At 70.5% G+C, this 25150-nt stretch carries 18 protein-coding genes; 4 read left to right on the top strand and 14 right to left on the bottom strand.

All coding sequences use genetic code 11. The features are described 5' to 3' along the window. Positions 1–19 precede the first annotated feature (19 nt). From AC07EJ_RS25585 to AC07EJ_RS25605, 5 genes are all read right to left on the bottom strand, one after another. Complete coding sequence (locus AC07EJ_RS25585) at positions 20–1534, bottom strand: hypothetical protein (RefSeq protein ID WP_478884991.1); 1515 nt, start codon at positions 1532–1534, stop codon at positions 20–22. Further along, on the bottom strand, positions 1518–1988 hold the full coding sequence (locus tag AC07EJ_RS25590; protein ID WP_389491464.1) for a GtrA family protein: 471 nt from the start codon (positions 1986–1988) through the stop codon (positions 1518–1520). Before AC07EJ_RS25590 ends, AC07EJ_RS25585 begins: the two co-directional genes overlap by 17 nt. Next, positions 1985–2689, bottom strand: coding sequence for a polyprenol monophosphomannose synthase (locus AC07EJ_RS25595; protein WP_389491497.1), 705 nt, complete (start codon positions 2687–2689; stop codon positions 1985–1987). The genes AC07EJ_RS25590 and AC07EJ_RS25595 overlap by 4 nt, the downstream gene beginning before the upstream one ends. 86 nt (positions 2690–2775) lie before the next feature. Beyond that, positions 2776–3879, bottom strand: coding sequence for a mannose-1-phosphate guanylyltransferase (manB, locus tag AC07EJ_RS25600; protein WP_478884992.1), 1104 nt, complete (start codon positions 3877–3879; stop codon positions 2776–2778). 268 nt (positions 3880–4147) lie between these two features. Further along, positions 4148–9079, bottom strand: coding sequence for an NAD-glutamate dehydrogenase (locus AC07EJ_RS25605; RefSeq protein WP_478884993.1), 4932 nt, complete (start codon positions 9077–9079; stop codon positions 4148–4150). Positions 9080–9558: 479 nt separating this feature from the next. Here AC07EJ_RS25605 and AC07EJ_RS25610 point away from each other — a divergent pair, with 479 nt between their 5' ends. Then, positions 9559–10125 (top strand): DJ-1/PfpI family protein, encoded by a 567-nt coding sequence (locus tag AC07EJ_RS25610; RefSeq protein WP_116512662.1) that lies wholly within the window; start codon positions 9559–9561, stop codon positions 10123–10125. A 296-nt stretch (positions 10126–10421) separates the two neighbouring features. Here AC07EJ_RS25610 and AC07EJ_RS25615 read toward each other — a convergent pair whose 3' ends face one another. The 3 genes from AC07EJ_RS25615 to AC07EJ_RS25625 form a co-directional block, all read right to left on the bottom strand. Beyond that, positions 10422–10784 (bottom strand): hypothetical protein, encoded by a 363-nt coding sequence (locus tag AC07EJ_RS25615; RefSeq protein WP_478884994.1) that lies wholly within the window; start codon positions 10782–10784, stop codon positions 10422–10424. A gap of 102 nt (positions 10785–10886) precedes the next feature. After that, entirely contained in the window at positions 10887–11561 is a 675-nt protein-coding gene (locus AC07EJ_RS25620) for an HAD family hydrolase (protein ID WP_389490763.1), read from the bottom strand. Positions 11562–11607: 46 nt separating this feature from the next. After that, positions 11608–12123 carry a DUF6912 family protein gene (locus tag AC07EJ_RS25625; RefSeq protein WP_389490766.1) on the bottom strand — a complete coding sequence of 172 codons (516 nt, stop codon included), beginning with the start codon at positions 12121–12123 and terminating at the stop codon, positions 11608–11610. Positions 12124–12412: 289 nt separating this feature from the next. On the opposite strand from AC07EJ_RS25625, the gene AC07EJ_RS25630 reads away from it, so the two are divergent. After that, complete coding sequence (locus tag AC07EJ_RS25630; protein ID WP_389490768.1) at positions 12413–12910, top strand: Rv3235 family protein; 498 nt, start codon at positions 12413–12415, stop codon at positions 12908–12910. Positions 12911–13129: 219 nt separating this feature from the next. Here AC07EJ_RS25630 and secA read toward each other — a convergent pair whose 3' ends face one another. Then, the gene (secA, locus tag AC07EJ_RS25635; protein ID WP_389490771.1) at positions 13130–15934 is read right to left on the bottom strand and encodes a preprotein translocase subunit SecA; all 2805 of its coding nucleotides are present in this window, start codon (positions 15932–15934) and stop codon (positions 13130–13132) included. A 243-nt stretch (positions 15935–16177) separates the two neighbouring features. On the opposite strand from secA, the gene AC07EJ_RS25640 reads away from it, so the two are divergent. After that, positions 16178–16750 (top strand): GNAT family N-acetyltransferase, encoded by a 573-nt coding sequence (locus tag AC07EJ_RS25640; protein ID WP_389490773.1) that lies wholly within the window; start codon positions 16178–16180, stop codon positions 16748–16750. 182 nt (positions 16751–16932) lie between these two features. After that, complete coding sequence (locus AC07EJ_RS25645; protein ID WP_478884995.1) at positions 16933–18111, top strand: winged helix-turn-helix domain-containing protein; 1179 nt, start codon at positions 16933–16935, stop codon at positions 18109–18111. Between the two features lie 20 nt (positions 18112–18131). Here the strand turns inward: AC07EJ_RS25645 and AC07EJ_RS25650 are convergent, their stop codons facing one another. The 5 genes from AC07EJ_RS25650 to mtrB form a co-directional block, all read right to left on the bottom strand. Beyond that, positions 18132–18887 carry a response regulator gene (locus AC07EJ_RS25650; RefSeq protein WP_389490778.1) on the bottom strand — a complete coding sequence of 252 codons (756 nt, stop codon included), beginning with the start codon at positions 18885–18887 and terminating at the stop codon, positions 18132–18134. A 226-nt stretch (positions 18888–19113) separates the two neighbouring features. Continuing rightward, positions 19114–19803, bottom strand: a complete 690-nt coding sequence (gene hpf, locus AC07EJ_RS25655) for a ribosome hibernation-promoting factor, HPF/YfiA family (RefSeq protein ID WP_389490799.1) — start codon at positions 19801–19803, stop codon at positions 19114–19116. Positions 19804–20129: 326 nt separating this feature from the next. Continuing rightward, on the bottom strand, positions 20130–20927 hold the full coding sequence (locus AC07EJ_RS25660; RefSeq protein WP_393582236.1) for a ComF family protein: 798 nt from the start codon (positions 20925–20927) through the stop codon (positions 20130–20132). A gap of 247 nt (positions 20928–21174) precedes the next feature. Continuing rightward, complete coding sequence (locus AC07EJ_RS25665) at positions 21175–23088, bottom strand: LpqB family beta-propeller domain-containing protein (protein WP_478884996.1); 1914 nt, start codon at positions 23086–23088, stop codon at positions 21175–21177. Then, on the bottom strand, positions 23066–25150 hold the full coding sequence (gene mtrB / locus AC07EJ_RS25670; protein WP_393582237.1) for an MtrAB system histidine kinase MtrB: 2085 nt from the start codon (positions 25148–25150) through the stop codon (positions 23066–23068). Before mtrB ends, AC07EJ_RS25665 begins: the two co-directional genes overlap by 23 nt.

Raw genomic sequence — 25150 nt, forward strand, 5'->3', positions numbered from 1 at the left:
CTGATCCGAACGAGAGGCCCTAGCCCCGGTCGCCGACGACCTCGTACAGGGTCTGGCCTCCCGGGCCCGTCGTGACCTTGTGCAGTGCCGGGTCGGTGGCGGCGAGGCCGGCGTCGTCGCGGTGGCTCACGATCCAGCGCACCTCGTAGCGGCGCAGGACGTCGAGGCGCTGAGCCCGCGTGGTGCCGGGTGCGAAGTAGCTGTCCACGGCACGGGCGCGGGCGTCCTCGTCGGGCAGGAAGAAGTCCGGGTAGCCGGGGGCGACGGTGTAGGGCCCGTACCCGGGGATCTGCCGCGCCGGGAACATCGTGGCGAGGACCACGTCCCCGTACTTCGCCCAGGGCGTCACCCACTGGTAGCCGCGCCACGGCGGGTGGTAGCGGTCGGCGATCGGCGGGGGCAGGAACTCGCGCGGCAGGACGTAGCCGAGCACGCCCGACTGGGTCCACGCTCCCGCGAGGAGCGCCGCGCCGAGCACCGCCCCGAACGCCGTACGTACCGCCCTGCGCCCCTGCCCGAACACTTCGAGGCCCGCCGCGACCTGCGTGGGGATCACGGCGGCCGGCAGGACCCTGCCCCACGAGTAGTGGCCGCTCACCCCGCCCGCCGCGAACATCAGCACCCCGAGCGCGAAGAAGACCACCAGCGGATCGCGGCGATCCCTGCGCAGGCGCAGGGCGAGGGCGAACACGCCGGGCAGCAGGAGCCAGTACCGGCCGAGCAGATTCCCGTACAGGGCGCGGTGGATCTCCTCCAGGCCCTGCGCCTGGAAGAGCGAGAAGAACGAGTAGTACGGCCACGCGGCGAGCACCACCGCGCCGAGGGCGAGCCCGGCCGCGAGCCGTGTCCACACCGCGCGTGCGGGCCAGGGCCGCGCCCCGGCCATCATCGCCAGGGCGCCGAACGACGCGACGACGCCGGTGAACTGATGGCTCAGCAGGATCACGGACCAGAGCAGGCCGAGGGCGAGGAACGCGGGCAGGCCCGAGCCGCGTGCGAGCGCCCCGCGCAGCAGCGCCCAGAAGTGGAACGACACCCCGAGCGCGAACGTGCTGGGGTAGGAGACGGTCAGGGCAAGGGAGTTGAGGCCGAGGAACCCGCTCCAGTTGAACGGGCTCGTGCCCCACAGGAGGAGCAGGCACAGGAGGACGAGCACGGTGACCGCCGTGCGCCGGGTGCGGCCCAGGGACGTGCCGGTGAAGGTGCCGGTGAACCGCCACACGCCGGTCACGAGCAGAGCCAGCGAGATCAGCGCGGCGATGCGCAGGACGGTGAAGGTGCCGAGGCCGGTGACGTCGGCGAGGACGCCGAGGAACACCGTCCACGGCGAGTAGTACGGGCTCGGTGTCTTCTCGTCGACCAGCGGGTTGCCCGGGTCGAGGAGATCGTGGCGCAGGCGCTCGACGGTGGCCGCGTGGATGCCCAGGTCGCCCGCCCAGGGCAGCCGGATCGCGACCGCCACGAGCAGGGCGAGGAGCAGCAGGAGGACCAGCGGGGCGGCGGCCCTGAGGGCCGCGCTACTCGCGGCGCGCATCGTGCTGGAAGACCCACGTCCGGTAGACGAGGAAGCGGAACGCCGAGGCCAGGACGATGGACAGCGCCTTGGCGACGTTCGACGCGAGGGGTCCGGTCATCGAGGCGCCGTTGTATCCGGCGTAGAACAGGACGCTCTCCATGAGGACACCGAGCGCGCTGAAGCCGAAGAACAGCGCGATCTGGCGGCGGGTGCGCGAGGCGCGGTCCCGGTAGGCGAAGAAGCGGAAGCCCAGGTAGTTGGTGGCCATGGCGACGCAGCTGGCCAGGACCGTCGCGGTCATGGGGGCCCGGCCGATGCCGTGCAGCAGGAGGTTGAAGACGAGGAAGTTGACGGCGACGCCGCTGCCGCCGACGACACCGAACTTGGCGACCTCCATGGACAGGCGGCGCACGCGCGCCCGGACGGGAACGACGACGGGCGGCGCCTCACGCGCCGCGGTCTGGACCGTCATCGGCGCGCCCTCGCCCGCAACTTCCACGGCATGCCGACCGATTCGAGCTGCACCATCAGGTTCATCTTGGACTCGCCGACCGTGCGGTCCTCGAAGTGGATCGGGACCTCCATGACGCCGAAGCCGCGGCGCACCGCGCGGAACTTCATCTCGACCTGGAAGCTGTAGCCCGCGCTGTCCACGGACGCCAGGTCGATGGCGCGCAGGGCGTCCTCGCGCCACAGGTTGAAGCCGCCGGTGATGTCGCGGACGCGGGTGCCGAGGATGGTGCCCGCGTAGGCGTTGGCCCAGCGGGACAGGAGCCTGCGGTGCACGCCCCACGCCTCGGACAGCGTGCCGCCCTGGACGTAGCGGCTTCCGATGGTGACGCCGGCGCCGGTGGCCAGGGCGGTGCCGAGGAGGGCGGGGACCTTGTCGGCGGGGTGGCTGCCGTCGGCGTCCATCTGGAGGACGTAGCGCGCGCCGTCGGCGACGGCCCGCGCCATGCCGGCCGCGTACGCCCGGCCGAGGCCCTCCTTCCCGGCGCGGTGCAGGACGCTCATCCGGTCGTGCCCGTGCCGTTCGGCGTACTGCTCGGCGATGTCGCCGGTGCCGTCGGGGCTGGAGTCGTCGACGACGAGGAGGCGCAGGCCCGGGAGCGGGAGCGCCATGAGGGCGTCGGCCATGCCGGGCAGACTGCCCGCCTCGTTGTACGTCGGCATGACGACGGTGAGGGGGGTGCGGGCCCAGTCGTCGGGCAGTGGCCTGGCGGCGGCAGGGGTGGCCCCGAGGTCGGGGGAGTTCGCGTTCACTGTTCGGTCAGCCCTTCTCCGGCGAGCGAGGAGAAGCGGACGGCCCGGTCGGGCAGTACGGCGCCGCACCACACCCGGGTTCCGTTCCGCAGTTCGTTGTGGGCGCCGACCCAGGCGCCGTCACCGATGACGCTGCCGTGCAGGACGGAGCGCCGCCCGATCCGCGCACCGGCGCCAACCAGGCTCTTCCTGACATAGGCACCGGCGCCCACGGTCACGCCCTCGTGCAGCACGGAACCGTGGACGACGGCCCCTGAACCTACCCGAGCGCCCGCCCCGACGACGGTCCCGTCGGCGAGCCAGGCGTCGGCGGCGACCTTGGCGCCGGGCAGTACGAGGGAGTCGCCGCGCACACCGGGCACGGCGGGTGAGTGGATGACCCCGCGCACGAGGTCGGCGGAGGCCTGCACGAAGGCTTCGGGCCGGCCGAGGTCGAGCCAGTAGGAGTCCTCGACCAGGCCGTGCACATAGGCGCCCGCGGCGAGCAGGTCGGGGAACGTCTCGCGCTCGACGGAGACGGTCCGCCAGGCGGGGATGGTGTCGATGACGGACCTGCGGAACACGTAGGAGCCCGCGTTGATCTGGTCCGTGACGATCTCCTCGGGCGTCTGCGGCTTCTCGGTGAAGGCCAGCACGCTGCCGTCGGCGTCGGTCGGGACGAGCCCGAAGGGCCGGGGGTCGTCGACGCGGGCGAGGTGGAGGGTGACGTCGGCTTCGCGCTCGCGGTGCCGGTCGATGAGGGCGCGGATGTCGAGGCCGGTGAGGATGTCGCCGTTGCAGACGAGGACGGGTTCCTCGGGAGCGGAGATCAGGCGGACTGCCGCGTGCCGGATCGCGCCTGCGGTCCCCAGCGGCTCGTACTCGACGGCGTACTCGAGGTGGACCCCGAACGCCGATCCGTCGCCGAAGTACGGCTCGAAGACGTCGGCGAGGTAGCAGGTGGCGAGGACGATGTGGCGCACGCCCGCGGCGGCGAGCCGCGCGATCTGATGGGCCAGGAAGGGGACTCCGGCCGCGGGCACCATGGGCTTGGGGGTGTTGACCGTGAGCGGCCGCAGCCGGGTGCCCAGCCCGCCGACCAGCAGAATCGCTTCCGTCATGGACCCTTCCCGACCTCTCCGCTCCGTGCCGCCGATCTGACAATCAGGTCCACTTTAGACGTAATGCCCGAATTGACGGCTCATGACGAACCTCGTGGAGCCGACGCGCCTGAAGGAACAACCGATTGGGCGCGCGGTCCATCAGGCCAGACCCGGTCAAGAGGCCGACCGGAGAAAGGGAAGAGAACGGAAAGAGTCCGGGCGGTGAAACGGGGGCGCCCCGCACCGGAGTTCCGGTGCGGGGCGCCCCCGTTCGATGACGCGGACCCTACGAGTGCGTGCGCAGCAGCGTCCTCATCGTGCGCATCGCGACCGACAGGTTCGCCAGGTCGAAGGCGTCCGAGCCCTGGATCTCCTCCAGGGTCGCCCTCGCCCGGCCCAGGATCGGCGCGTTCTTCTCCTGCCACGCGTCGAAACGCTGCTCCGGCGTCGACACGCCGTTCCCGACGGACAGCACATCGGCCGTCAGAGCCGCGTGCGCCGCGTACAGGTCCTCGCGGATCGAGGCACGGGCCATCGACTGCCAGCGGTCGGCCCGCGGCAGCTCGATGATCCGGTCCATCAGCTGGGTGATGGACAGCCGGTCCGCGAGGTCGTAGTACACCTCGGCGACGGCCAGGGGGTCCTTGCCGGTGCGGTCGGCGATCGCCACGATGTCGAGCGTCGGGAAGGCCGAGGAGAACCCGGCGACCCGCTGGGCCAGCTCCTCCGGCACGCCCGTGGCGGTCAGCTCGTCCAGGATCGACTGGTACCACTCGGCGTCCGCGCCGCGCAGCATCTTCGGCATGGCCGACCACACCTCGGCGACGCCCTCGCGGAAGAAGTCGATGGTCTCGGCGAGCTGGAGCGGCTGCGGCCGGTTGTTGAGCAGCCAGCGCGTACCGCGCTCGACCAGGCGGCGCGAGTGCAGCCTGATCCGGGTCTGGACGTCCGCGGCGACGACATTGTCGAGCGACTCGACCGCGTCCCAGACCTCGCCGAGGCCGAAGATCTCCCGCGCGGCGAGCTGCGCCCGCACAATCTCCTCCAGCGACGCCCCGGTCTCCTCGCGCAGCCGGTGCAGGAACGTCGAACCGCCGGTGTTCACCGTGTCGTTGACCAGCACCGTGGTGATGATCTCGCGGCGCAGCGCGTGCCCGTCGACCGCTTCGGAGAACCGCTCGCGCAGCGCCTGCGGGAAGTAGGCGTGCAGGAGCGTCCGCAGGTACGGGTCGTCCGGCAGCGACGTCTGGATCAGCTCGTGCGCGGCCGTGATCTTCGTGTACGCGAGGAGGACGGCCAGCTCGGGCTGGCTGAGCCCGCGACCGGAGTTCAGCAGTTCCTTGATCTGCCGGTCTGCGGGCAGGAACTCCAGGGCCCGGTCGAGGTTCCCGTCGCGCACCAGCCGGCGCATGAAGCGCTGGTGGGCGTGGAGCAGGTCGGGCGCCTGGGCGCCCGCGTTGGCCAGGGCCGTGTTCTGCGCGTAGTTGTTGCGCAGCACCAGCGCGCCGACCTCGTCGGTCATCTCGGCGAGCAGCTTGTTGCGCTGCTTGACGGTCATGTCGCCGTCGGTGACGAGCGTGTTGAGCAGGATCTTGATGTTCACCTCGTGGTCGGAGGTGTCCACGCCCGCGCTGTTGTCGATGGCGTCGGTGTTGACCTTGCCGCCGCTGCGCGCGAACTCGATACGGCCGAGCTGGGTCGCGCCGAGGTTGCCGCCCTCGCCGATCACCTTGGCCCGCACGTCCTGGCCGTTCACGCGGATCGCGTCGTTGGCCTTGTCGCCGACGTCCGCGTTCGACTCGGCGGACGACTTCACGTACGTGCCGATGCCGCCGTTCCACAACAGGTCGACCGGGGCGTGCAGGATCGCCTTCATCAGGTCGGCCGGCGTCATCTTCGCGGCGCCCGACTCGATGCCGAGAGCCTCGCGGATGTGCGCGTTGAGCTGGATCGCCTTGGCGGAGCGCGGGAAGATCCCGCCGCCCGCGGAGATCAGCTCCTTGTTGTAGTCGGCCCACGAGGAGCGCGGCAGGTCGAACAGCCGGCGGCGCTCGGCGTACGAGGTGGCCGCGTCGGGCCGCGGGTCGATGAAGATGTGCCGGTGGTCGAACGCGGCGACCAGGCGGATGTGCTCGGACAGCAGCATGCCGTTGCCGAACACGTCACCGGACATGTCGCCGACGCCGACGACCGTGAAGTCCTCGGTCTGGGTGTCGGTGCCCAGCTCCCGGAAGTGCCGCTTCACGGACTCCCAGGCGCCGCGGGCGGTGATGCCCATGCCCTTGTGGTCGTAGCCCGCCGAACCGCCGGACGCGAAGGCGTCACCGAGCCAGAAGTTGTACGACTCGGCGACCGCGTTGGCGATGTCGGAGAACGTCGCCGTGCCCTTGTCGGCCGCGACCACGAGGTACGTGTCGTCCTCGTCGTGCCGCACGACGTCCGCCGGGGGCACGACCTCGCCGGCCACCAGGTTGTCGGTGATGTCGAGCAGCGCCGAGATGAAGGTCTTGTACGACGCGACACCCTCGGCCAGCCACGCGTCACGGTCGACGCCGGGGTCCGGCAGGTTCTTCGCGACGAAGCCGCCCTTGGCGCCGACCGGCACGATGACGGTGTTCTTCACCATCTGCGCCTTGACCAGGCCGAGGACCTCGGTACGGAAGTCCTCGCGCCGGTCGGACCAGCGCAGACCACCGCGCGCGACCTTGCCGAAGCGCAGGTGCACGCCCTCGACACGCGGCGAGTACACCCAGATCTCGTAGGCGGGGCGCGGCGCCGGCAGGTCGGGGATGGCCTGCGGGTCGAACTTCATGGAGACGTACGCGTGCGGCTTGCCGTCGTCGGACTTCTGGAAGAAGTTCGTCCGCAGCGTCGCCTTGATGACGGTCAGGAAGGACCGCAGGATCCGGTCCTCGTCCAGGCTCGCGACCTGGTCGAGCGCGCCGTCGAGCTCCTCCAGGAGCCCGTCGATCAGCTCGGTCCCGGCCCGCTGGCGCTCCGGCGACATGCGCGCCTCGAAGAGGCTCACCAGGAGGCGGGTGGTGTGGACGTTGTTACGGAGGGTGTCCTCCATGTAGTCCTGGCTGAACGTCGCACCGGCCTGGCGCAGGTACTTGGCGTACGCGCGCAGCACCATCGCCTGCCGCCAGTTCAGACCGGCGCTCAGGACGAGGGAGTTGAAGCCGTCGTTCTCGGCGGCACCGGTCCAGGTCGCCGTGAAGGCCTCCTGGAAGCGCTCGCGGCCGTCGTCACCGAGGTAGTCGCCGTTGCCGCCCGGCGACTTCGGCAGGCGCAGACCGAAGTCGTAGATCCACGCGGTGGTGCGGTCCGAGCAGCGCAGCTCGTAGGGGCGCTCGTCGATGACCTCGACGCCGAGCCGGTTGAGGACCGGCAGGACGGACGACAGGGAGACCGGGGCACCGGTGCGGTAGATCTTGAAGCGGCGCTCGCCGGGGGCCGCGCCCACCGGCTCGTACAGCGAGAGCGCGAAGTCCGTCTCGCCGCGCTTGAGCGCCTCGAGGTGGACCAGGTCGGCGACCGCCGCGCGCGGCGAGTGGTCGGCCTTGTAGCCCTCGGGGAAGGCGCCGGAGTAGCGGCGGCCCAGCTCGGCCGCGCGCTCCTCGCCGCACTCCGCGTTCAGCGCCTCGCCGAAGCCGTCGGCCCAGGAGCGGGCGGCGTCGACGAGCCGCGCCTCGATGCGCTCGGTGTCGGCCTCGGTCAGCACGGGCAGCTCGGTGCCCGGCTCGACGCGGATGACGAAGTGCAGCCGGGACAGGATCGACTCGGTGTTCCAGGCCGTGAAGTCGACGCTGGTGCCGTTGAGCTCTTCCTTGAGGATGTCGATGATCCGCAGCCGGACACCGGTGGTGTAGCGGTCGCGCGGCAGGTAGACGAGGGCCGAGTAGTAGCGGCCGTACTCGTCCTGGCGCAGGTAGAGCCGCAGCCGGCGGCGCTCCTGGAGGTAGAGGACGCTGGTGACGATGGCGCGCAGCTCGTCGGCCGGGGTCTGGAACAGCTCGTCGCGCGGGTACGTCTCCAGGATCTGGAGCAGGTCGCGGCCGTCGTGGCTGTTGGGCGAGAATCCGGCGCCCCGCAGCACTTCCTGCACCTTGCGGCGCACGACCGGGACACGCCGGACGCTCTCCGTGTACGCGGCGCTCGAGAAGAGGCCGAGGAAGCGGCGCTCGCCGATGACGTTGCCCTCGGCGTCGAACTTCTTCACGCCGACGTAGTCGAGGTACGACGGGCGGTGCACGGTGGCGCGGCTGTTGGCCTTGGTCAGCACGAGGATCTTGTGCTCGCGGGCCTTGGCGCGCGCGTCGGCGGGCAGCCGGCTGAAGGACGGGCTCACCGGGTGGTGGTCGTCGCCGCCGTGCTGCGGGTCGGAGCGCAGGATGCCGAGTCCGGTGCCGGGGACCGCCGACAGCGAGTCGTCCTCGCGCAGCTCGTACTCGCGATAGCCGAGGAACGTGAAGTGGTCGGCGGACAGCCAGCGCAGCAGCTCCCGGGCCTCCTCGACGTCCTGGGTGCGCAGGTCGTCGGCGGTGGGCTCGCTGGGCAGGTCGTCGGCGATGCGCAGCGCCGAGTCCCGCATCTTCTCCCAGTCCTCGACGGCCTCACGGACGTCGGACAGGACACGCAGCAGGTCGGAGGTGATCTGCTTCAGGTCGGCGCGGCCGGTCTCCCGGTCGGTCTCCACGTGGATCCACGACTCGGTGAGCGTGTCGTGGCCGTCGGCGGCGGTGCCTGCGGGCAGGACCTCCAGGAGCTTGCCGGTCAGGTCGCGGCGCACGGTGACCTGCGGGTGGATCACGACGTGGATGCCGCGGCCCTGGCGGGACAGCTCGTTGGTGACCGAGTCGACCAGGAACGGCATGTCGTCGGTGACGACCTCGACGACGGAGTGGCTGCAGGTCCAGCCGTTCTCCTCGACGGTCGGCGTGTGGACTCTGACGTTCGCGGTGCCCTGCGGGCGGACCTCCGCGAGCCGGTAGTGGGAGACGGCTGCTCCGAAGACGTCGACCGGGTCACGGTCGGCCAGGTCCTCGGGAGCGGTGTGCAGGTAGTAGCGCTGGAGGAACGCGAGCACGGACTCCTGGTCCGGAGCCCCCTCGCCATTCGTCCCGGCCGGGAGTTGGCCCCCAGCCGGGCTGTTCTCAGCTACCCGGGCGGCCCGTGCGAGCAGCTCGGCCTTGGCTTCGTCCAGCTTGGTCTGCATTGTCCTCTGGCTCCTGTCGCGCGCCGTTGCGTGACGTTGAAGAAAGTGATGCGGCACAACGCCACGACGCGGGGTCTCCGGTCGATGTCGACGGTATGCCGGGATGAGAGATGAGCGGGCGGTTATCCGCCATTTTTGGCGTATTTCCTGCCCGGAGTCCGGACGGCATCCATGTTCCGTCCCGGAGGGAATGGTCAGCGGAGCACCGGGCACGGATGTAGATCTCCGTGTGCTCCCGGCGCGGGCAGGGGGCGACGATGCCCCCGCGAGATATCGCGCTGATCACGGGACAAGGCTATCTCCCCTCCCCCGGGAGTCGTCATGAGCCGTATGTGTACAAATACAGCAGTCGAACTTTGACACTCTGCACAGGGACAGCGACACGGATGGATGCCTCGGGGGGTTGCCTAACCGTCCGGCCGGGTCCACGTTGAGGGAGAGACACCCCGGTCCGAAGGCTCCGAGGGGAGCGCACAGCCATGGCACCCAAGATCCTCCTGGTGACCGGCGACGCCGCCGAGTCACTGGAAGTCCTGTACCCCTATCAGCGCCTGCGCGAGGAGGGCTACGACGTCCACATCGCGGCCCCGGAGCGCAAGAAGCTGCAGTTCGTCGTCCACGACTTCGAGCCGGGGTTCGACACGTACACGGAGAAGCCCGGCTACACCTGGCCCGCCGATCTCGCGTTCGCCGAGGTCGAGCCGGAACAGTACGTCGCTGTCGTGATCCCGGGCGGCCGCGCCCCCGAGTATCTGCGCAACGACCCGGAACTGCGCAAGATCCTGAAGTCTTTTTTCGACGCCGACAAGCCCGTGGCCCAGATCTGCCACGGTCCGCTGCTCACGGCGGCGGTCGACGGGCTGCGCGGGCGCAACGTCACGGCCTATCCGGCGCTGGAGCCCGACATGCAGGCGGCGGGCGCCGCCTTCCGCGACGCGGAAGTGGTGGTCGACGGGACGCTGGTGTCGTCCCGTGCCTGGCCGGACCACTCGGGGTGGATGCGGGAGTTCCTCACGGTGCTGCGGGCGAAGGCGCCGGTGACCTGAGGCGATGATGGGCGGCTGCCCCGCCGACGAGGGCAGCCACCACGCATGGCGCTCCTGGGCCGCACGACGGAGCCCCGCTGCCACGACAGCCGAGGGAGTTGACCAGATTGCCGCCCGGCGCTCCGCCGCGCCCGACCACCCGGGGAACGGCACACCCCCAGCCTGACGTGCGGAGGAGGCCCCGGGCATCGGTATCGGCGCGGAGCCGTATACGCATTTCGGCGCCCGGACCTTGATCGGTATACCTACCGGCGGCGCCGGTACTGGTCGGAGAGGGGCCGGGACTGGGGTGCGGGCTACGGCTTTCCCGCGACCGCCGCGATCTCCGTGCGGGACGCAACCCCCAGCTTGGCCAGGATGTGCTCCACCGCCTGCTCGGGCAGTTCGAGAACCGCGGCGAGTGTCGCCGGGATCAGCTCGGGGTCGCGCAGCGCGGAGAGCTCCACCAGCCAGATGCCGTCGGGGAATTGCTCCCCGAGCCCGGCCGCGGCGCGCAGCGCCGTACGGCTCCAGCCGACCCCGCCGGGGGCCCACGAGTGTGACGAGCCGCGCCTGCCCGAACGCCCCCGCACCTGCGCCAGTTCATCCGCCCGGCCGGCGAATGTCGTGACGTCGGCCGGGAGTTGTCCCCCGCGCCTCCACTCGAAGCCGAATCCCATGGTGCCGCGCCCCCGCCCCGCTCGCCCGGATATGCGCCTTCCGGTTCGTCGACGACCCCACCACAGCGTGCGTAGCCGGCAGTGGAGCGTGAGCGCATTCGCTCACTCCGCCAGGCGTTCCGCCAGCCCCACCGCCTCGGCGAGGCTGTCCACGATCGGCGCCCCCACGCCTTCGAGGCTGGCTCTGCTGTGCGATCCGCCGGTGTAGAGCACGGCCTGGGCGCCCGCGCGCAGGGCCGCCACCGCGTCGTCGGCCGCGTCCCCGATGACCACCGTGCGCCCCGGCGCCACGCCCGAACCGGCCAGCGCGCCGAGGTGGCGGACCATGTACTCGGCCTTGCTGCCGCCGGAGGGGCCGGTGCGCCCGTCGATCCGCAGGAAGTGCGACTCGATGCCGAACTCCCGTACCAGCGGGACGAGTTCGTCATGCCCGTACATGCTGAGGATCGACTGGCTGCGGCCCGCGGAGCCCCAGCCGGCCAGCAGCAGCTCCGCGCCGTCGGCGAGCCCGCAGGCGGTGCGGTGGAGCGTGTAGTGCCGCTGGAAGGCGACGTCCATGCGCTCCCACTCGGCCTCGGTGGGCAGCCGCCCCATCAGCCGCTGGTAGAAGCGGGGAATCGGCACGCAGTACAGCTCTCTGTACCGCTCCAGGGTGATCGGCTCGAGTCCGATCTCCTCGAAGGCGGCGTTCGTCGCGCTGATGACGGCGTCGTTGTCGTGGAACAACGTCCCGTTCCAGTCCCAGACGATGTGTGCTCCGGCTGCATGCTTCCCCATGCCAAGAACGTACCCGCAGGGACCGACAATCGTGCGTTCGCGCAGGTCAGCCGCTCAGGCCCAGCAGGTTCGGGATCTCCTGCGTCGCGAACCAGAGGAGCTCGTGGTCCTCGGCGCCGTCGACGACGAACTGCGCGTCGTCGTCGCCCTGGTCCGCCGCCCCGAGCACCGCGGCCGCCGCCGTCACGTCCTTCTCGGCGTCGGCCGAGTCGACGTGCACCGCCGCCGCCTTGGCCAGCGGGACCGCGTCCGCGATCCGCACCTCGCCGAGCGCTCCCGGGTCGAGCCCGCGGTCCGGGTCGGCCACGGCGGCGCCGTCCGGCACGTCGAGCGCGACCACGACCCGCTTGCGGGGCGCGTCCGGCTCCCCGGCGATCAGCCGCAGCGACGCCACGGCCGCGCGGTTGAGGGCCGCGTACTCCAGCTCCTCGATGTCGTCGGAGACGTACCACTCGCGCAGCGCGGGCGTCACGGCGTACGCGGTGAGCGGTCCGGGTCCCAGTTCGCCCGCCTTGTGCGCCTCGGCGAGACGGGGCAGGGACAGGGGGACGTACACGCGCATGGCTGGCCACTTTCGTCGGCGAGAGGGCCTTCAGGATACGTGCGGGAGTCCCCCTTCGGGGTGCCGGTCACCCCCTGTCCAGACGTCCACACCGGACCGCTCCGTCACCCTGCCGAGCCCTGTCCGCACACGCCTCGTCCGCGGTCCCGCCACCCGGATAGGTGATCTTTCCGAGCCCACTCGCCGGGCCCCGTCGGACTTGTGGCCGGCGCCGCGGCCCACGTACAAGATCCCCAAGCGAAGTTACCGACCGGTATCCATCGGTCGGAAGCCGAACGGGGACCCAGACATGCACGAGCCCACCGCCCATGAGCCGCCGCTGCGCAAGGTGATGGACCAGCCGCGGCGCCGCCCCAGGACGACCCGCCCGCCCGGCGGCCGCCCGCCCGGCAGGCACGACACGAGGCGCCCCGGCGCACGGCCCGTGCGCGTCCCGCCCCAGCTGCCACCGCACCCCGCCGAGCTGTTCACCGAGCGCCTCCTGCTGATGCTCAGCGGCCAGCGCCCCGTCCACTGGGCGTCCCGCCACTTCGCCGGATCCCTCTACGACGCCCTGATCCGGCTCGCCGAGAACCAGCCCCTCAGCGACCGGGGACGGCAGCCCGTCGTCCGCGGCATCGGCCACTACCAGCCCCAACCCGGCGTCTACGAAGTCTTCGCCCGGATCAGCGCGGGCCCCCGGCTGCACGCCCTCGCCTTCCGCCTACACCAGGGCGACGACCACCGCTGGCTCTGCACGGCCCTCGAAATGGGCGGCAGCCCCGCGCTCACACGACAGGACCGGTGACGCCGACGAGACCGGTCGGTGACGCCCGACAGGACCGGTGACGCGCCACAGGACCGGTGAAGCCCGACAGGACCGGCTGACGCCCGGCACGACGGAAGGGGCCGGACACAAAGGAGCCTGACACGAAGAGGCCGGACACGAAGAGGCCGGACACGAAGAGGCCGGACACCCGATGATGTCCGGCCCCTTCACTCACGCTCTGTCAGAGCGCGCCGCGCACTACTTCTTGCGGCGACGCCCGCCCTTCTGCTGCTTACGACGCTCCGCGCGCGTGAGGCCGTCGGCCTCGGAGCGCGCCGGGCCGTCCTCCGTCACGTAGTCGATCTCGTCCACGCCGCCCTCGGCGTTCGGCGCCTGGAAGTGCAGGCGGTCCGGACGCTGCGGGGCGTCGAGACCCTTGGCGCGGATCTCGGGACGGCCGACACCGGCCGGCACCGCGTCCTGCTTGTCGAGGGACGGCACCGCGTCCTGCACCGGGACCTCCTCAACCTGCTGCTCGACCTGGACCTCCAGGTTGAACAGGTAGCCGACGGACTCCTCCTTGATGCCCTCCATCATGGCGGTGAACATGTCGAAGCCCTCGCGCTGGTACTCGACCAGCGGGTCCTTCTGCGCCATGGCGCGCAGGCCGATGCCCTCCTGGAGATAGTCCATCTCGTAGAGGTGCTCACGCCACTTGCGGTCCAGGACGGAGAGGACCACGCGGCGCTCCAGCTCACGCATGATCTCGGAGCCGAGCTGCTCCTCACGCGTCGCGTACTGCGCGTGGATGTCGTCCTTCACGGACTCGCCGATGAACTCGGCCGTCAGACCCGCGCGGTCACCCGCGGCCTCCTCCAGCTCGTCGACGGTAACCTTCACCGGGTAGAGCTGCTTGAAGGCGCCCCACAGCCGGTCCAGGTCCCACTCCTCGGCGAAGCCCTCGGCGGTCTCGGCGCCGATGTACTCGTCGATCGTGTCGTCCATGAAGTGCTGGATCTGCTCGTGCAGGTCCTCGCCCTCCAGGACCCGGCGCCGCTCGCCGTAGATGACCTCACGCTGCCGGTTGAGGACCTCGTCGTACTTGAGGACGTTCTTCCGGGTCTCGAAGTTCTGCTGCTCGACCTGCGACTGCGCCGACGCGATGGCGCGCGTGACCATCTTGTTCTCGATCGGCACATCGTCCGGGACGTTCGCCATCGACATGACGCGCTCGACCATCTGAGCCTTGAACAGGCGCATCAGATCGTCACCGAGCGACAGGTAGAAGCGGGACTCGCCCGGGTCTCCCTGACGGCCGGAACGGCCGCGCAGCTGGTTGTCGATACGGCGCGACTCGTGCCGCTCCGTGCCGAGGACGTAGAGCCCGCCGAGCTCCTTGACCTCCTCGAACTCGGCCTTCACCGCCAGCTCGGCCCGCTCCAGAGCGGCCGGCAGCGCGGCCGCCCACTCCTCGACGTGCTCGACCGGGTCGAGGCCGCGCTGACGCAGCTCCGCCTCGGCGAGGTCGTCCGGGTTGCCGCCGAGCTTGATGTCGGTGCCTCGACCCGCCATGTTCGTGGCGACCGTGACGGCGCCCTTACGGCCGGCCTGAGCGACGATCGTCGCCTCACGGTCGTGCTGCTTCGCGTTCAGCACCTCGTGCTGCACACCGCGCTTGGACAGCTGCTGCGAGAGGTACTCGGACTTCTCGACGGAGGTCGTACCGACGAGGATCGGCTGGCCGTGCTCGTGCTTCTCGGCGATGTCGTCGACGACCGCGTCGAACTTCGCGACCTCGGTGCGGTAGATCAGGTCGGCCTGGTCCTTGCGGACCATCGGCTTGTTCGTCGGGATCGGGACGACGCCCAGCTTGTAGATCTGGTGGAACTCGGCCGCCTCGGTCATGGCCGTACCGGTCATGCCGGAGAGCTTGTCGTAGAGACGGAAGAAGTTCTGCAGGGTGATCGTGGCGAGCGTCTGGTTCTCGTCCTTGATGTCCACCCCTTCCTTCGCCTCGATCGCCTGGTGCATGCCCTCGTTGTAACGGCGGCCGGCGAGGATACGGCCGGTGTGCTCGTCGACGATCATGACTTCGCCGTCGATGACGACGTAGTCCTTGTCCTTCTTGAACAGTTCCTTCGCCTTGATGGCGTTGTTCAGGTAACCGACGAGCGGGGTGTTCACCGACTCGTAGAGGTTGTCGATGCCCAGCCAGTCCTCGACCTTGGCGACGCCGGGCTCGTGGATGGCGACGGTGCGCTTCTTCTCGTCGACCTCGTAGTCGCCGGTCTCCTCGATGCCCTTCAGCGGGTTACCGGCCTCGCCCTTCTTCAGGCGGGTGACCAGCTTCGCGAAGTCGCCGTACCACTTCGTGGCCTGGTCGGCGGGGCCGGAGATGATCAGCGGCGTACGGGCCTCGTCGACGAGGATCGAGTCGACCTCGTCGACCACCGCGAAGTTGTGGCCGCGCTGGACGAGCTCGTCCTGGGACCACGCCATGTTGTCGCGGAGGTAGTCGAAGCCGAACTCGTTGTTCGTGCCGTACGTGATGTCGCAGGCGTACTGCTCGCGGCGCTGCGCCGGCGTCATGTTCGCCAGGATGCAGCCCACGTCCAGGCCGAGGAACTTGTGAACGCGGCCCATCATCTCGGAGTCGCGCTCGGCCAGGTAGTCGTTCACCGTGATCAGGTGGACGCCCTTGCCGGACAGCGCGTTCAAGTACGTCGGGAGCGTGCCGACGAGGGTCTTGCCCTCACCGGTCTTCATCTCGGCCACGTAGCCGAGGTGGAGGGCGGCGCCGCCCATCAGCTGCACATCGTAGGGACGCTGGCCGAGCACGCGCCTGGCCGCCTCGCGGACGGTGGCGAAGGCCTCGGGGAGCAGGTCGTCGAGGCTCTCGCCGTCGGCGAACCTCTCCTTGTACTCGTCGGTGAGGGCCCGCAGCTCGGCGTCGGAGAGGCTGACGAAATCCTCTTCGATGGAGTTGACCTGGTCCGCGATGCGGTGCAGCTTGCGCAGGATCTTACCTTCGCCTGCACGCATGATCTTCGAGAGGACGGACACGGGGGTTGGTCTCCTTGCCGGTCGGGCCTGGCACGGTCGGGTGTGACGGTATAAAGCAACGGCCATCGTATGCGAGGACCCCGGCGCACCGGGAGGTCTGCCGTAACCACAGCCACAAGGACAACGCACGAGGACCGCTCAAGGTGCCGCACGAAGCTGTACACCCCGACTGCGAAAGGTAACAGCGCCCTCACTCCGCGAATTCTGCTGGCGTCATTGTCGCCCTCCCAGCAGAATCAGCCGATGGAACCCGTCGTACTCACCACCGACCGCCTGCAGCTGCGCACGTTCACCGCCGAGGACACCGACGAGGTGTATCTCGCGGCCCAGGACCCCGACATCCAGCGCTGGACCACGGTCCCATCGCCCTACGCACGCGTGGACGCCGAGCACTTCGTCGGCCGCATGGTCCCGGACGGCTGGCGCGCCGACACGGAGTACACCTTCGCCGTGCGGCTCCAGGAGGACGGCCCCGTGGTCGCCGCCGCGAGCCTGCACCACCCGCGCGCGGGCGCCTGGGAGGTCGGCTTCTGGACCGCCAAGGAGTACCGCGGTCGCGGCTACATGACCGAGACGGTCCTCACCCTGGCCCGCTGGGCCTTCACCGAACTCGCCTGTACACGCCTGGAGTGGCGCGCCGAGGTGGGCAACGCCGGCTCACGCACCGTCGCCGAGAAGGCCGGCTTCACCCTCGAAGGCGTCATGCGGGCGGGCCTGCCCAACAAGGGCGTGCTGCGCGACTGCTGGGTCGCCTCGCTCCTCCCCTCGGACCTCGACATCCCGCCCGTGCTGCCCTACCTCCCGGCACCGGCCTGAGGCCTTACCTGGCCGGTCTGAGGTCTTCCAGTGCCGGCCTGAGGACCTACTTGCCCCGCCTGACAGCCATCGACCTGACGGCTACCGGCCTGGCAGCCGCCAACCTGACGGCTACCGGCCTGACGGCCACCGCTTCGCGGTCCGGGCACGACTGTCAGTGCCGCGTCCTATCGTTTCGGAGCATGACGACCTCGCCGCGACCCGCCGCCGAACTCTCCGCCGACGAGGCCCGCCGCATCGCGCTGCGGGCCCAGGGTTTCCTCGGCGCGCCGGACCGCAGGGCCGGGGTCCGCGGCGTGCTCCGTCACCTCGGAGCGGTCCAGCTCGACACCATCTCGGTGCTGGCCCGCTCGCACGAACTCATCCCGTACGCACGCCTGGGCGCTGTCGGCCGCAGAACGGTCGAGGACGCGTACTGGACCCCGGGCACGGCAGGCGCGCCGCACGCCTTCGAATACTGGTCGCACGCCGCGTGCATCCTGCCCGTCGAGGAATGGCCGCACTTCGCGTTCCGCCGCCGCGCCTACCGCACCCGCCCGCACTGGCACCACGACCTGCCCGACGGCGCCTACGAGCAGGTCATCAAGCAGCTGCGCACCGAAGGCCCGCTCACGGCAACGGAGTTGGGCGGCGCCAAGAACAAGGGCGAGTGGTGGGACTGGTCCGCGGCGAAGGTCGCCGTGGAGCGCGCCCTGATGTACGGCGAGGTGGTCTGCACACGGCGCCGCAGCTGGAAGCGGGTGTACGACCTCGCCGAGCGCGCCGTCCCGGCCGAGCTGCTCCATGACGACCTGGACGACCGGGAGTGCCTGCGCCGCCTGGTACGCCTGGCCGGACAGGCCCTCGGCGTAGGCACGCGCTCCGACATCGCGGACTACCACCGCCTGAAGAACGAGCAGTTCGACGCGGTGGCCGAGGACGCGGGCCTGGTTCCGGTCACCGTAGAGGGCTGGGGGAAGCCGGCCTGGGCGGACCCGGCGGCGCTGGAGACCGTCCCGCGCGGCCGCCACCGTACGACGCTGCTCTCGCCCTTCGACTCCCTGATCTGGGAGCGGGCCCGCACGGAGCGGATCTTCGGCGTCACGCACCGCCTGGAGGCGTACGTCCCCAAGCCGAAGCGGGTGCACGGCTACTTCGCGATGCCGGTCCTCGCGGGCGGCCACCTGGTGGGCCGCGTCGACCCCGCGCGCGACGGGAGCACCCTGGTCGCCAAGCAGGTCTCCCTGGACGGCCCGAAGGCGGTCCCGGCCGTGGCGCAGGCGCTGCGCGAGGCCGCGGAGTGGGTGGGCTGCGACACGGTCCGGATCGAGCGCGTCGACACGCCGGACCTCAAGCCTGCCCTGGTCACCGCCCTCGGCTGACCGCTCTCACGCGATGGCCCTCACCTGATCTCGAGGATCTTCTCCCGCATCGCGTACACCACGGCCTCCATCCTGGAGTGCAGCTGCAGCTTCTCCAGGATGTTGCGCACATGGTTCTTCACCGTGTTCTCGGAGATGAACAGTTCCTTCGCGATGTCGCGGTTGTTCATGCCCGTGGCGACCAGCTTCAGGACTTCCAGCTCGCGGTCGGTCAGCCGCGGCGCCGGGACGAGGCGCCGCTCGTCCGTGCGCTGGATCATCGACTTGAATTCGGTGAGGAGCTTCGACGCCATCGAGGGGCTGATCTGCGACTGCCCGTCGGCCACGGCGCGAATGGCCGTCGCCACCTCGTCCGTGGAGATCTCCTTGAGCAGATAGCCCGTCGCGCCCGCCTTGATCGCGTCGTAGAGATCAGCTTCCTCGTCACTGATGGTCAGCATGATGATCTTGGCGCTGGGGGCCACCTCCTTGATGGAGGTGCACGCCTCGATCCCGCCGCGCTTGGGCATCCGCACATCCATCAGGACGATGTCAGGCAGCAGGTCGGCCGCCTTGTCCACGGCCTCGGCGCCGTCACCCGCCTCGCCGACGACCTGGATGTCCTCCTCGGCCGCGAGAACGATCTCAAGCCCACGCCGGAACAGCGCATGGTCGTCCACCACAAGGACCCTGATCGGCTCCTTGCGCGGTGCGCTCTCGTCCGGGCCCATGCCCTGGACACCGTCGTCCGCCGTAACGGCGCCGTCGTCCCGCATCGGTCCGAAGCTGTCCGCCATCGTTCCTCCCCCTGAAGGCCATGGCCCGTCTTCCTGTGCCACGCCAACCCGGGGCAGCGGCACACCGGTTGACCCGGCACGGCCATGATTTCATGCCTTGACGTCGGTGCGGTGACAGAGCCGGGCGCAGGGGGGTCGCACGAGGGTGCCCCTGGGGGCGCACGCGCTCCCAGGGGCACCCTTCACGGCTGTCTCCCGCGGGCTCAGCGGCGTGGTGCCGCCGGCCTCAGCCGCCCAGCGCCCCGCCCGCTTCGGACGACTGCGCCTGAGTGACCATCGGGTCGGTGTTGAGGTGGATCACGCCGTAGTCGTAGGCGTGGCGCCGGTAGACGACGCTGGGCTCCTTGGTCTCGGAGTCGACGAAGAGGTAGAAGTCGTGCCCGACCAGCTCCATCTCGTAGAGCGCCTGGTCGAGCGACATGGGCGCAGCTACGTGCGTCTTCTCGCGAACGATGAGCGGGCCTTCGCCCTGGACCTCGAGGGAGCCGATCCTCGTGGTCGGCACTCCGCCGGGCTCCTCGTTGTCGACGACCGAGCCGTCCCCGTTCAGAGTCGCCGTGCGGACGACATCGGGGACTTCCGCGGCCGTGAGCCTGCCGCTGCCGCGGCGGGTGGACCGCTTGCTGTGTTCCTTGCGCAGGCGCGCCTCGAGCTTGTCCGTTGCCAGGTCGAGCGCCGCATACGGGTCGCTGGCCGCGGCCTCCGCCCTGATGACCGGGCCGCGCGTGCGGAGTGTGATCTCTACGCGGTCGCAGCGGTCGGCCTGTCGGGGGTTGGGCTCCTTGGACACCTCCACGTCGAGGCTGATCACCTTGCCGTCGAACTTCTGGATCTTCTCCAGCTTCAGCTTCTCGGCCACGTGCTTGCGGAACCGCTCGGGCACCTCGGTCTTGCGGCCCTTGACGACGATGTCCACGCAGAACTCCGTTCCCGGATCGCCCCGCTCCATCGGCGGAGCATCTCCCTGTTGCACCAGACTCCGGCCACTTCCGGAGTCTCTGACTCGGCGACTTCCACCTCCTCCTCCCCCATGGACAAGATCTACACCCCATCATCGCGGGTGATTGCCGAAAAAACCTGCGGCGCCCACGACACCGGCATTCCTGATTGCTGAGGACGGCGTCAACCATTCCTCACAACCGAACATATCTCGCCCGGACGGATGGCGTCACCCTCTACTGACGCGTACCTCCATTCAGGTGAAATGACCCTCTCGCTACCTGCAACGACGCAGGTTTACGCTCAGTTCCGGTTTATTTCGAAAGAACCCGGAGAGGAGGCGACCACGGCCGCACTGATCAAGTTGCGCGGGGGCAATTCCCGTGCAGTTTCCACCCATCCCGGCGTGATCCCATCACTCTCGCCCAGAGCCGCCCCGGCCACTGCGGCACGAATTGCACGGGCCGCCTCCGCCAATGAGGCGCCCGTGGTCATGACGTCGTCGACCAGCACGATCCGGCCACTCGCGGCGAGCAGCCCACGCGCTCCCGCGGGCACCTCCAGAGCACCGGCGAGATTGGCCAGACGCCGCCGCGAGTTGAGCCCGGCCTGGTCGGCGACGACCCGCCGCTGGCGCAACGCGGCCAGCACCCTGGCGGGCACCCCCGCCCGACGCAGCTCAGCCGCAGCGGCATACGCGATCCGCCGCGCGGGATCATGCCCCCTAGCCCGAACAGCCTTCCGGGCGGAGGGAACGGGGACTAGGACTACGGGGCCCCCACCCCCTGCCCCTCCCCCATCCCCCGCCCCGCTCGGTCCCGCCCGCACCGCCCCCGCGAGGGCCACGCCCAGGGGCTCCGCGAGCCCCAACGCCCCCCGCTCCTTGTGCGCGAGCAGCACCGCCCGCACCGCGTCCCGGTACGGAGCGGCCGCGTGCACCACGGGCAGCCCGCGCGGTTCAGGACTCGGCCGCACCCGGCCCGGCGCACCGCCGCACAGGGCGTCCCCGCAGCGCGCGCAGAGCGCAGTACGCGGCCGACCGCAGCCTCCGCACTCGGCCGGCAGCACAAGATCTCCGAGGTCCTGCAACCACCCCCGCATGTCCACCACTGTGCCAACAGGGGCGCCTTGCGGCCACCCCTGTGGATACCCCCTGTGGACAACTCCCGGAAGGACACACTCCGTTGCAATCGGAGGGCTCAACTCCGTCCGGCGGGAGGGGCAACGGCACACGTCATGGCCGCCACACCCCTCAACTCCTCCTACCCGGCCGTCACACCCTCAGCCCCTTGACCGACCGTCACACCCCTCAACTCCCCCTGCCCGACCGCCACACCGCTCAGTTCCCCTACCCGGGATAGACCGGCGCTGTCCCATCCTTGAGCACCGTCTGCCACGGCAGGCCCGGCGGCAGCCGGACGATCCCGTCGTCCGAGTGGGCGACCAGTGGCAGGCGGTCGTCCTCGGACGCCGCGATCTCCTTCACGCCGGTCAGGCCGGGCAGCGCCTGCCCCGTCGGCGCAGAGCCGTCGCACTGGACGTAACTCAGCTGCTGGACGCCCCCGGACTCGCGTCCGACCACCACGAGGCGGCTTCCGCCGGCCCAGGACATGGCCGTGACCTCCTCCATCTGGGGTGCGGCGGCGCGCAGTTCGTCGACCGAGACGGCCGATTTCCCGTCCGGTCCGGCGTCGCGTTCGACCCGCCCGATCCGCAGCGTGGTCCTTCCGTTCTCCGCTACGAGCAGCGCGATCCGTACCCCGTCGGCCGACACCTTCACGGCCTCGATCCGCCCGCCGTCGAGGCCGGAGACGTCGACTTCGTGGATCTCGTCCGCCATGCCCCGGCCGAACATCAGCAGCCGTGGCTTCTTCGGGTCGCGGTCGGCGACCCACAGGTCGCCGAGTCCGTCCCAACTGGGCGTCGTCAGCCGGTCCTTCTCGGACTTCGCGCCACTGCGTACGACCGGGTCGCCGAGCGAGGCACCTGAGACGAAGGACCCGACGAACAGGGCGCTCCCGTTGTTCGACACCGCCGCGGCCTGCGTCTCGTCGCGCGAGACGGCGACCGAGCGCATGCGCTGTTCACCGTCGCCGAGCGGCCCAGGCACCCGTTCCGGGTCCTTCGTGGTGCGGGAGGCGCCCGACATCTGGACGAGCCGTCCCTTGTCGTCCAGGAAGTACTGGTCGTCGGAGGGCCCGGAGGTGCGCGGCGTGACGAGGGCCTCGGCGCCGCTCTCGCTGAGGACGCACAGCTGCGAGCCGTTCGACCGCTCGAGCTCGATCTGCGACACGTTCGCCGACGTCACATCCCGCAGGGAGAAAAGGAGTTGGGCGGCCATCTCCTTGCAGCGGGCCTGCCCGACGTGGTCGGCCTTCGCGTTCAGCGGGACCTTCAGATTGTTCTCGTCGTCGGGCGCGAGGGACTTCACGCCCTTGCGCAGCCGCGTGTCGGAGGGGAACGTCGTGGTCACGACCGGGTTCAGCCAGTGGGTGGGTCCCGAAAGAAGGGCCCGCACCGTCTGTGTGAGGGGGTCTATCCACTGACGCACATACACGGGGTCGGCGACCAGCCTCTTCTGACGGCTGCTCGAACCCGAACCCGAACCCGATCCGGAGCCGGTGTCCCCACCTGAGGTCTCCTCATCCAGCGCGTAGTAATACTTGTTGACGGGCTGGTAGATGCGCTGGAAGTCGGACTGCCCGAGGACAACGCCCTGCGGCAGTCCGTCGATACGCCACTGCTTGCCCTTGGGGCCGTCCTCCTGCACGAGGTGCAGCGTCTTGCTGTACGAGGTGCCGTCGGGCCGGTACGCCTGCTGCTGGTCCACGAACGCGACCTGATGGCCGCTCAGTCTGAACGTACGTCCCTCTTCGCCGGCGCTCGGCCTGCTCGCGGGACCCGTGCTCGGGCCGTCTGTGAGGACGGTGGTGCGTTCCTCCGGGTGCCAGCCCTTGGCGGCCTTCTCCGTGAGGTACTTGCGCGCCATCGTGTACTGCGGATCGTCGCTGGTCAGCGCCTCGAGGAAGCCCTCGACGATGCTGACGGGCCCGGCGTTCTCGCGGGGCGGCATCGCGAAGACACGCACCTGCGAGTCGGGCCGCTGGGACGCCTCCACGGCCTGGAGTCCGCCGTTGTCCGGCATGGACGCACAGCCGCTGAGCACCAGGGCGCCGCAGCCGAGCAGCACACCTGTACGCAGCCCGCGCCGCCGTCCGGCCAACGGTGGCCGCCCCCGCTCACCGCGCACGTCCGCCCCCACTTCCCTCGCCGTTCCCGCCGGCGGCCCCCTCGGCCGGTCCGGCCTGCTCGTCCCGGGGTCCTTCCGGAACCCCGGCGTCGTGACTGCGTGCCGCCGGCGTGGCGGCGTCGGCGCGGGCCACGACCCGCGAGCCGCTCCCGGGCAGCGCCGCGGGATCGACCGCGTACCGGGACGCGGCCGGTTCCTTCGCCGGTACGGGCGAAGGTACGCGGGGTGCGCCCGTCGTCTGCGCCGGAACCGTCGCCGGCTTGCCGGTGCCCCCGCCGAGCGGAAGCCCTGCCTCGCTCAGGCCGCGGTTGCGCCGCGAGTCCTCCGGTTCCAGGGGTATCGGTGACCCGCGCAGGGGTTCGTCCGCCGTGCGCGGCAGGGTCAGCCGGAACTGTGAGCCGCCGCCGGGCTCGCCCCACGCCTGGAGCCAGCCGCCGTGCAGCCGGGCGTCCTCGAGGGCGATGGACAGGCCGAGGCCCGTGCCTCCGGTGGTACGCGCGCGTGCCGGGTCCGCGCGCCAGAAGCGGCTGAAGACGCGGGTCGCCTCGCCGGGCTTCAGACCGACGCCGTAGTCGCGTACGGCGATGGCGACGGCGCCGCCGGCCGCGGCGAGCCGCACCACCACGTCCTTGCCCTCGCCGTGCTCGACGGCGTTGACCACGAGGTTGCGCAGGACGCGCTCCAGGCGCCGCGCGTCCGCCTCGGCGACGACCGGTTGCTGGTCGCCGACGATCCGCACATGCGTGCCCTTGTGCTCGGCGAGCGGTGCTGCGCCGCCCACCACTCGGCGTACGACCTCCCGCAGGTCTATCGGCTCCGCCTCCAGCGCAGCCGCGCCCGCGTCGAACCGGCTGATCTCGAGCAGATCCGAGAGCAGCGATTCGAACCGGTCCAGCTGGTCGGCGAGCAGCTCCGCCGACCGCGCCGTCACCGGATCGAAGTCCACGCGCGCGTCGTGGATCACGTCGGCGGCCATGCGCACCGTCGTCAGCGGCGTCCGCAGCTCGTGTGACACGTCGGACACGAAGCGCCGCTGCATCCGCGAGAGGTCCTCCAGCTGCTGGATCTTCGTATGCAGGTTCTGCGCCATCTTGTTGAAGGCCTCGCCGAGCCGGGCGATGTCGTCCTCGCCGGTGACCTTCATACGTTCCTGGAGGCGCCCCGCGGACAGCCTCTCGGCGACGCCGGCCGCCATCCGTACGGGTGTGACGACCTGCCGTACGACCAGCCAGGCGATGGCGCCGAGCAGCACCACCACGAACAGCCCGGCGGTGGCGAGCGTCCCCTTGACCAGGCCGAGCGACTTCTCCTCCTGCGTGAGCGGGAAGAGGTAGTACAGCTGGTAGGCGTGGCCCTTCGGGTCGGTCAGCTGTTTGCCGATGACGAGGCCCGGCTGGGAGTCCTTGCCGTCCTCGTAGACGATGCGCGTGTACTCCTGGGACGCGCCCGTCATCTTCTCGACCCGCTCGCGCAGGTCGTCGGGGACGCTGGGGTCGAGGACGCCGCCGGAGGCCCGCGGTCCGCGTACCGCGTCGCCGCTGTCGGCCCCTGCCGGGCTGAGCGTCACCACGTCGAAGGCGCTCTGGCCACCGGAGGAGAGCTGGGTGACCAGCTCACTCATCCAGTTGTTCGTGTTCAGGGGGGCGCGACTGTCCGTCGTCGCCCCGTCGCGCGCCCCGGCCGCGGCCGTATCGGCCTTGTCCTTGGCGGCCCGGAAGCCTCCCTCGGCCTGGCTCTGCGACGCCTTCACCTTGGCGTCGAGCAGGCCGTTGCGCACGGAGCCGATGACGACGATGCCGAGCAGCAGTACGACACCGAGCGACATCAGCAGCGTCGTGACGACGATTTTGAGCTGGATGTTGCGCCGCCACAGGCGCATGGCGGGCAGCAGCGGCCGCCGCACCCAGCGCGTGAACAGGCGCAGCACGGGGCTGCCGTTCATCCCGCCCTGGAGCAGCAGACCGCCGTCGAGGACCCGGCGCAGCACCGAGCCACGCCTGGCGTTCGGTCCCACAGGCCGCCCCGAGCGGATTCCCGGCCCCCCGGGTGCCGGAGCGGCACTGTCACGGGACAT

Source organism: Streptomyces sp. NPDC045026 (assembly GCF_056432625.1).

Coding starts and splice junctions, on each gene's coding strand:
- AC07EJ_RS25640 (WP_389490773.1), top strand. CDS start 16,178: ATGGAACCCGTCGTACTCACCACCGACCGCCTGCAGCTGCGCACGTTC.
- AC07EJ_RS25595 (WP_389491497.1), bottom strand. CDS start 2,689: ATGCCGACGTACAACGAGGCGGGCAGTCTGCCCGGCATGGCCGACGCC.
- AC07EJ_RS25650 (WP_389490778.1), bottom strand. CDS start 18,887: ATGGCGGACAGCTTCGGACCGATGCGGGACGACGGCGCCGTTACGGCG.
- AC07EJ_RS25610 (WP_116512662.1), top strand. CDS start 9,559: ATGGCACCCAAGATCCTCCTGGTGACCGGCGACGCCGCCGAGTCACTG.
- AC07EJ_RS25620 (WP_389490763.1), bottom strand. CDS start 11,561: ATGGGGAAGCATGCAGCCGGAGCACACATCGTCTGGGACTGGAACGGG.
- AC07EJ_RS25590 (WP_389491464.1), bottom strand. CDS start 1,988: ATGACGGTCCAGACCGCGGCGCGTGAGGCGCCGCCCGTCGTCGTTCCC.
- AC07EJ_RS25605 (WP_478884993.1), bottom strand. CDS start 9,079: ATGCAGACCAAGCTGGACGAAGCCAAGGCCGAGCTGCTCGCACGGGCC.
- manB (WP_478884992.1), bottom strand. CDS start 3,879: ATGACGGAAGCGATTCTGCTGGTCGGCGGGCTGGGCACCCGGCTGCGG.
- AC07EJ_RS25630 (WP_389490768.1), top strand. CDS start 12,413: ATGCACGAGCCCACCGCCCATGAGCCGCCGCTGCGCAAGGTGATGGAC.
- AC07EJ_RS25660 (WP_393582236.1), bottom strand. CDS start 20,927: ATGCGGGGGTGGTTGCAGGACCTCGGAGATCTTGTGCTGCCGGCCGAG.
- mtrB (WP_393582237.1), bottom strand. CDS start 25,150: ATGTCCCGTGACAGTGCCGCTCCGGCACCCGGGGGGCCGGGAATCCGC.
- AC07EJ_RS25645 (WP_478884995.1), top strand. CDS start 16,933: ATGACGACCTCGCCGCGACCCGCCGCCGAACTCTCCGCCGACGAGGCC.
- AC07EJ_RS25615 (WP_478884994.1), bottom strand. CDS start 10,784: ATGGGATTCGGCTTCGAGTGGAGGCGCGGGGGACAACTCCCGGCCGAC.
- AC07EJ_RS25585 (WP_478884991.1), bottom strand. CDS start 1,534: ATGCGCGCCGCGAGTAGCGCGGCCCTCAGGGCCGCCGCCCCGCTGGTC.
- AC07EJ_RS25625 (WP_389490766.1), bottom strand. CDS start 12,123: ATGCGCGTGTACGTCCCCCTGTCCCTGCCCCGTCTCGCCGAGGCGCAC.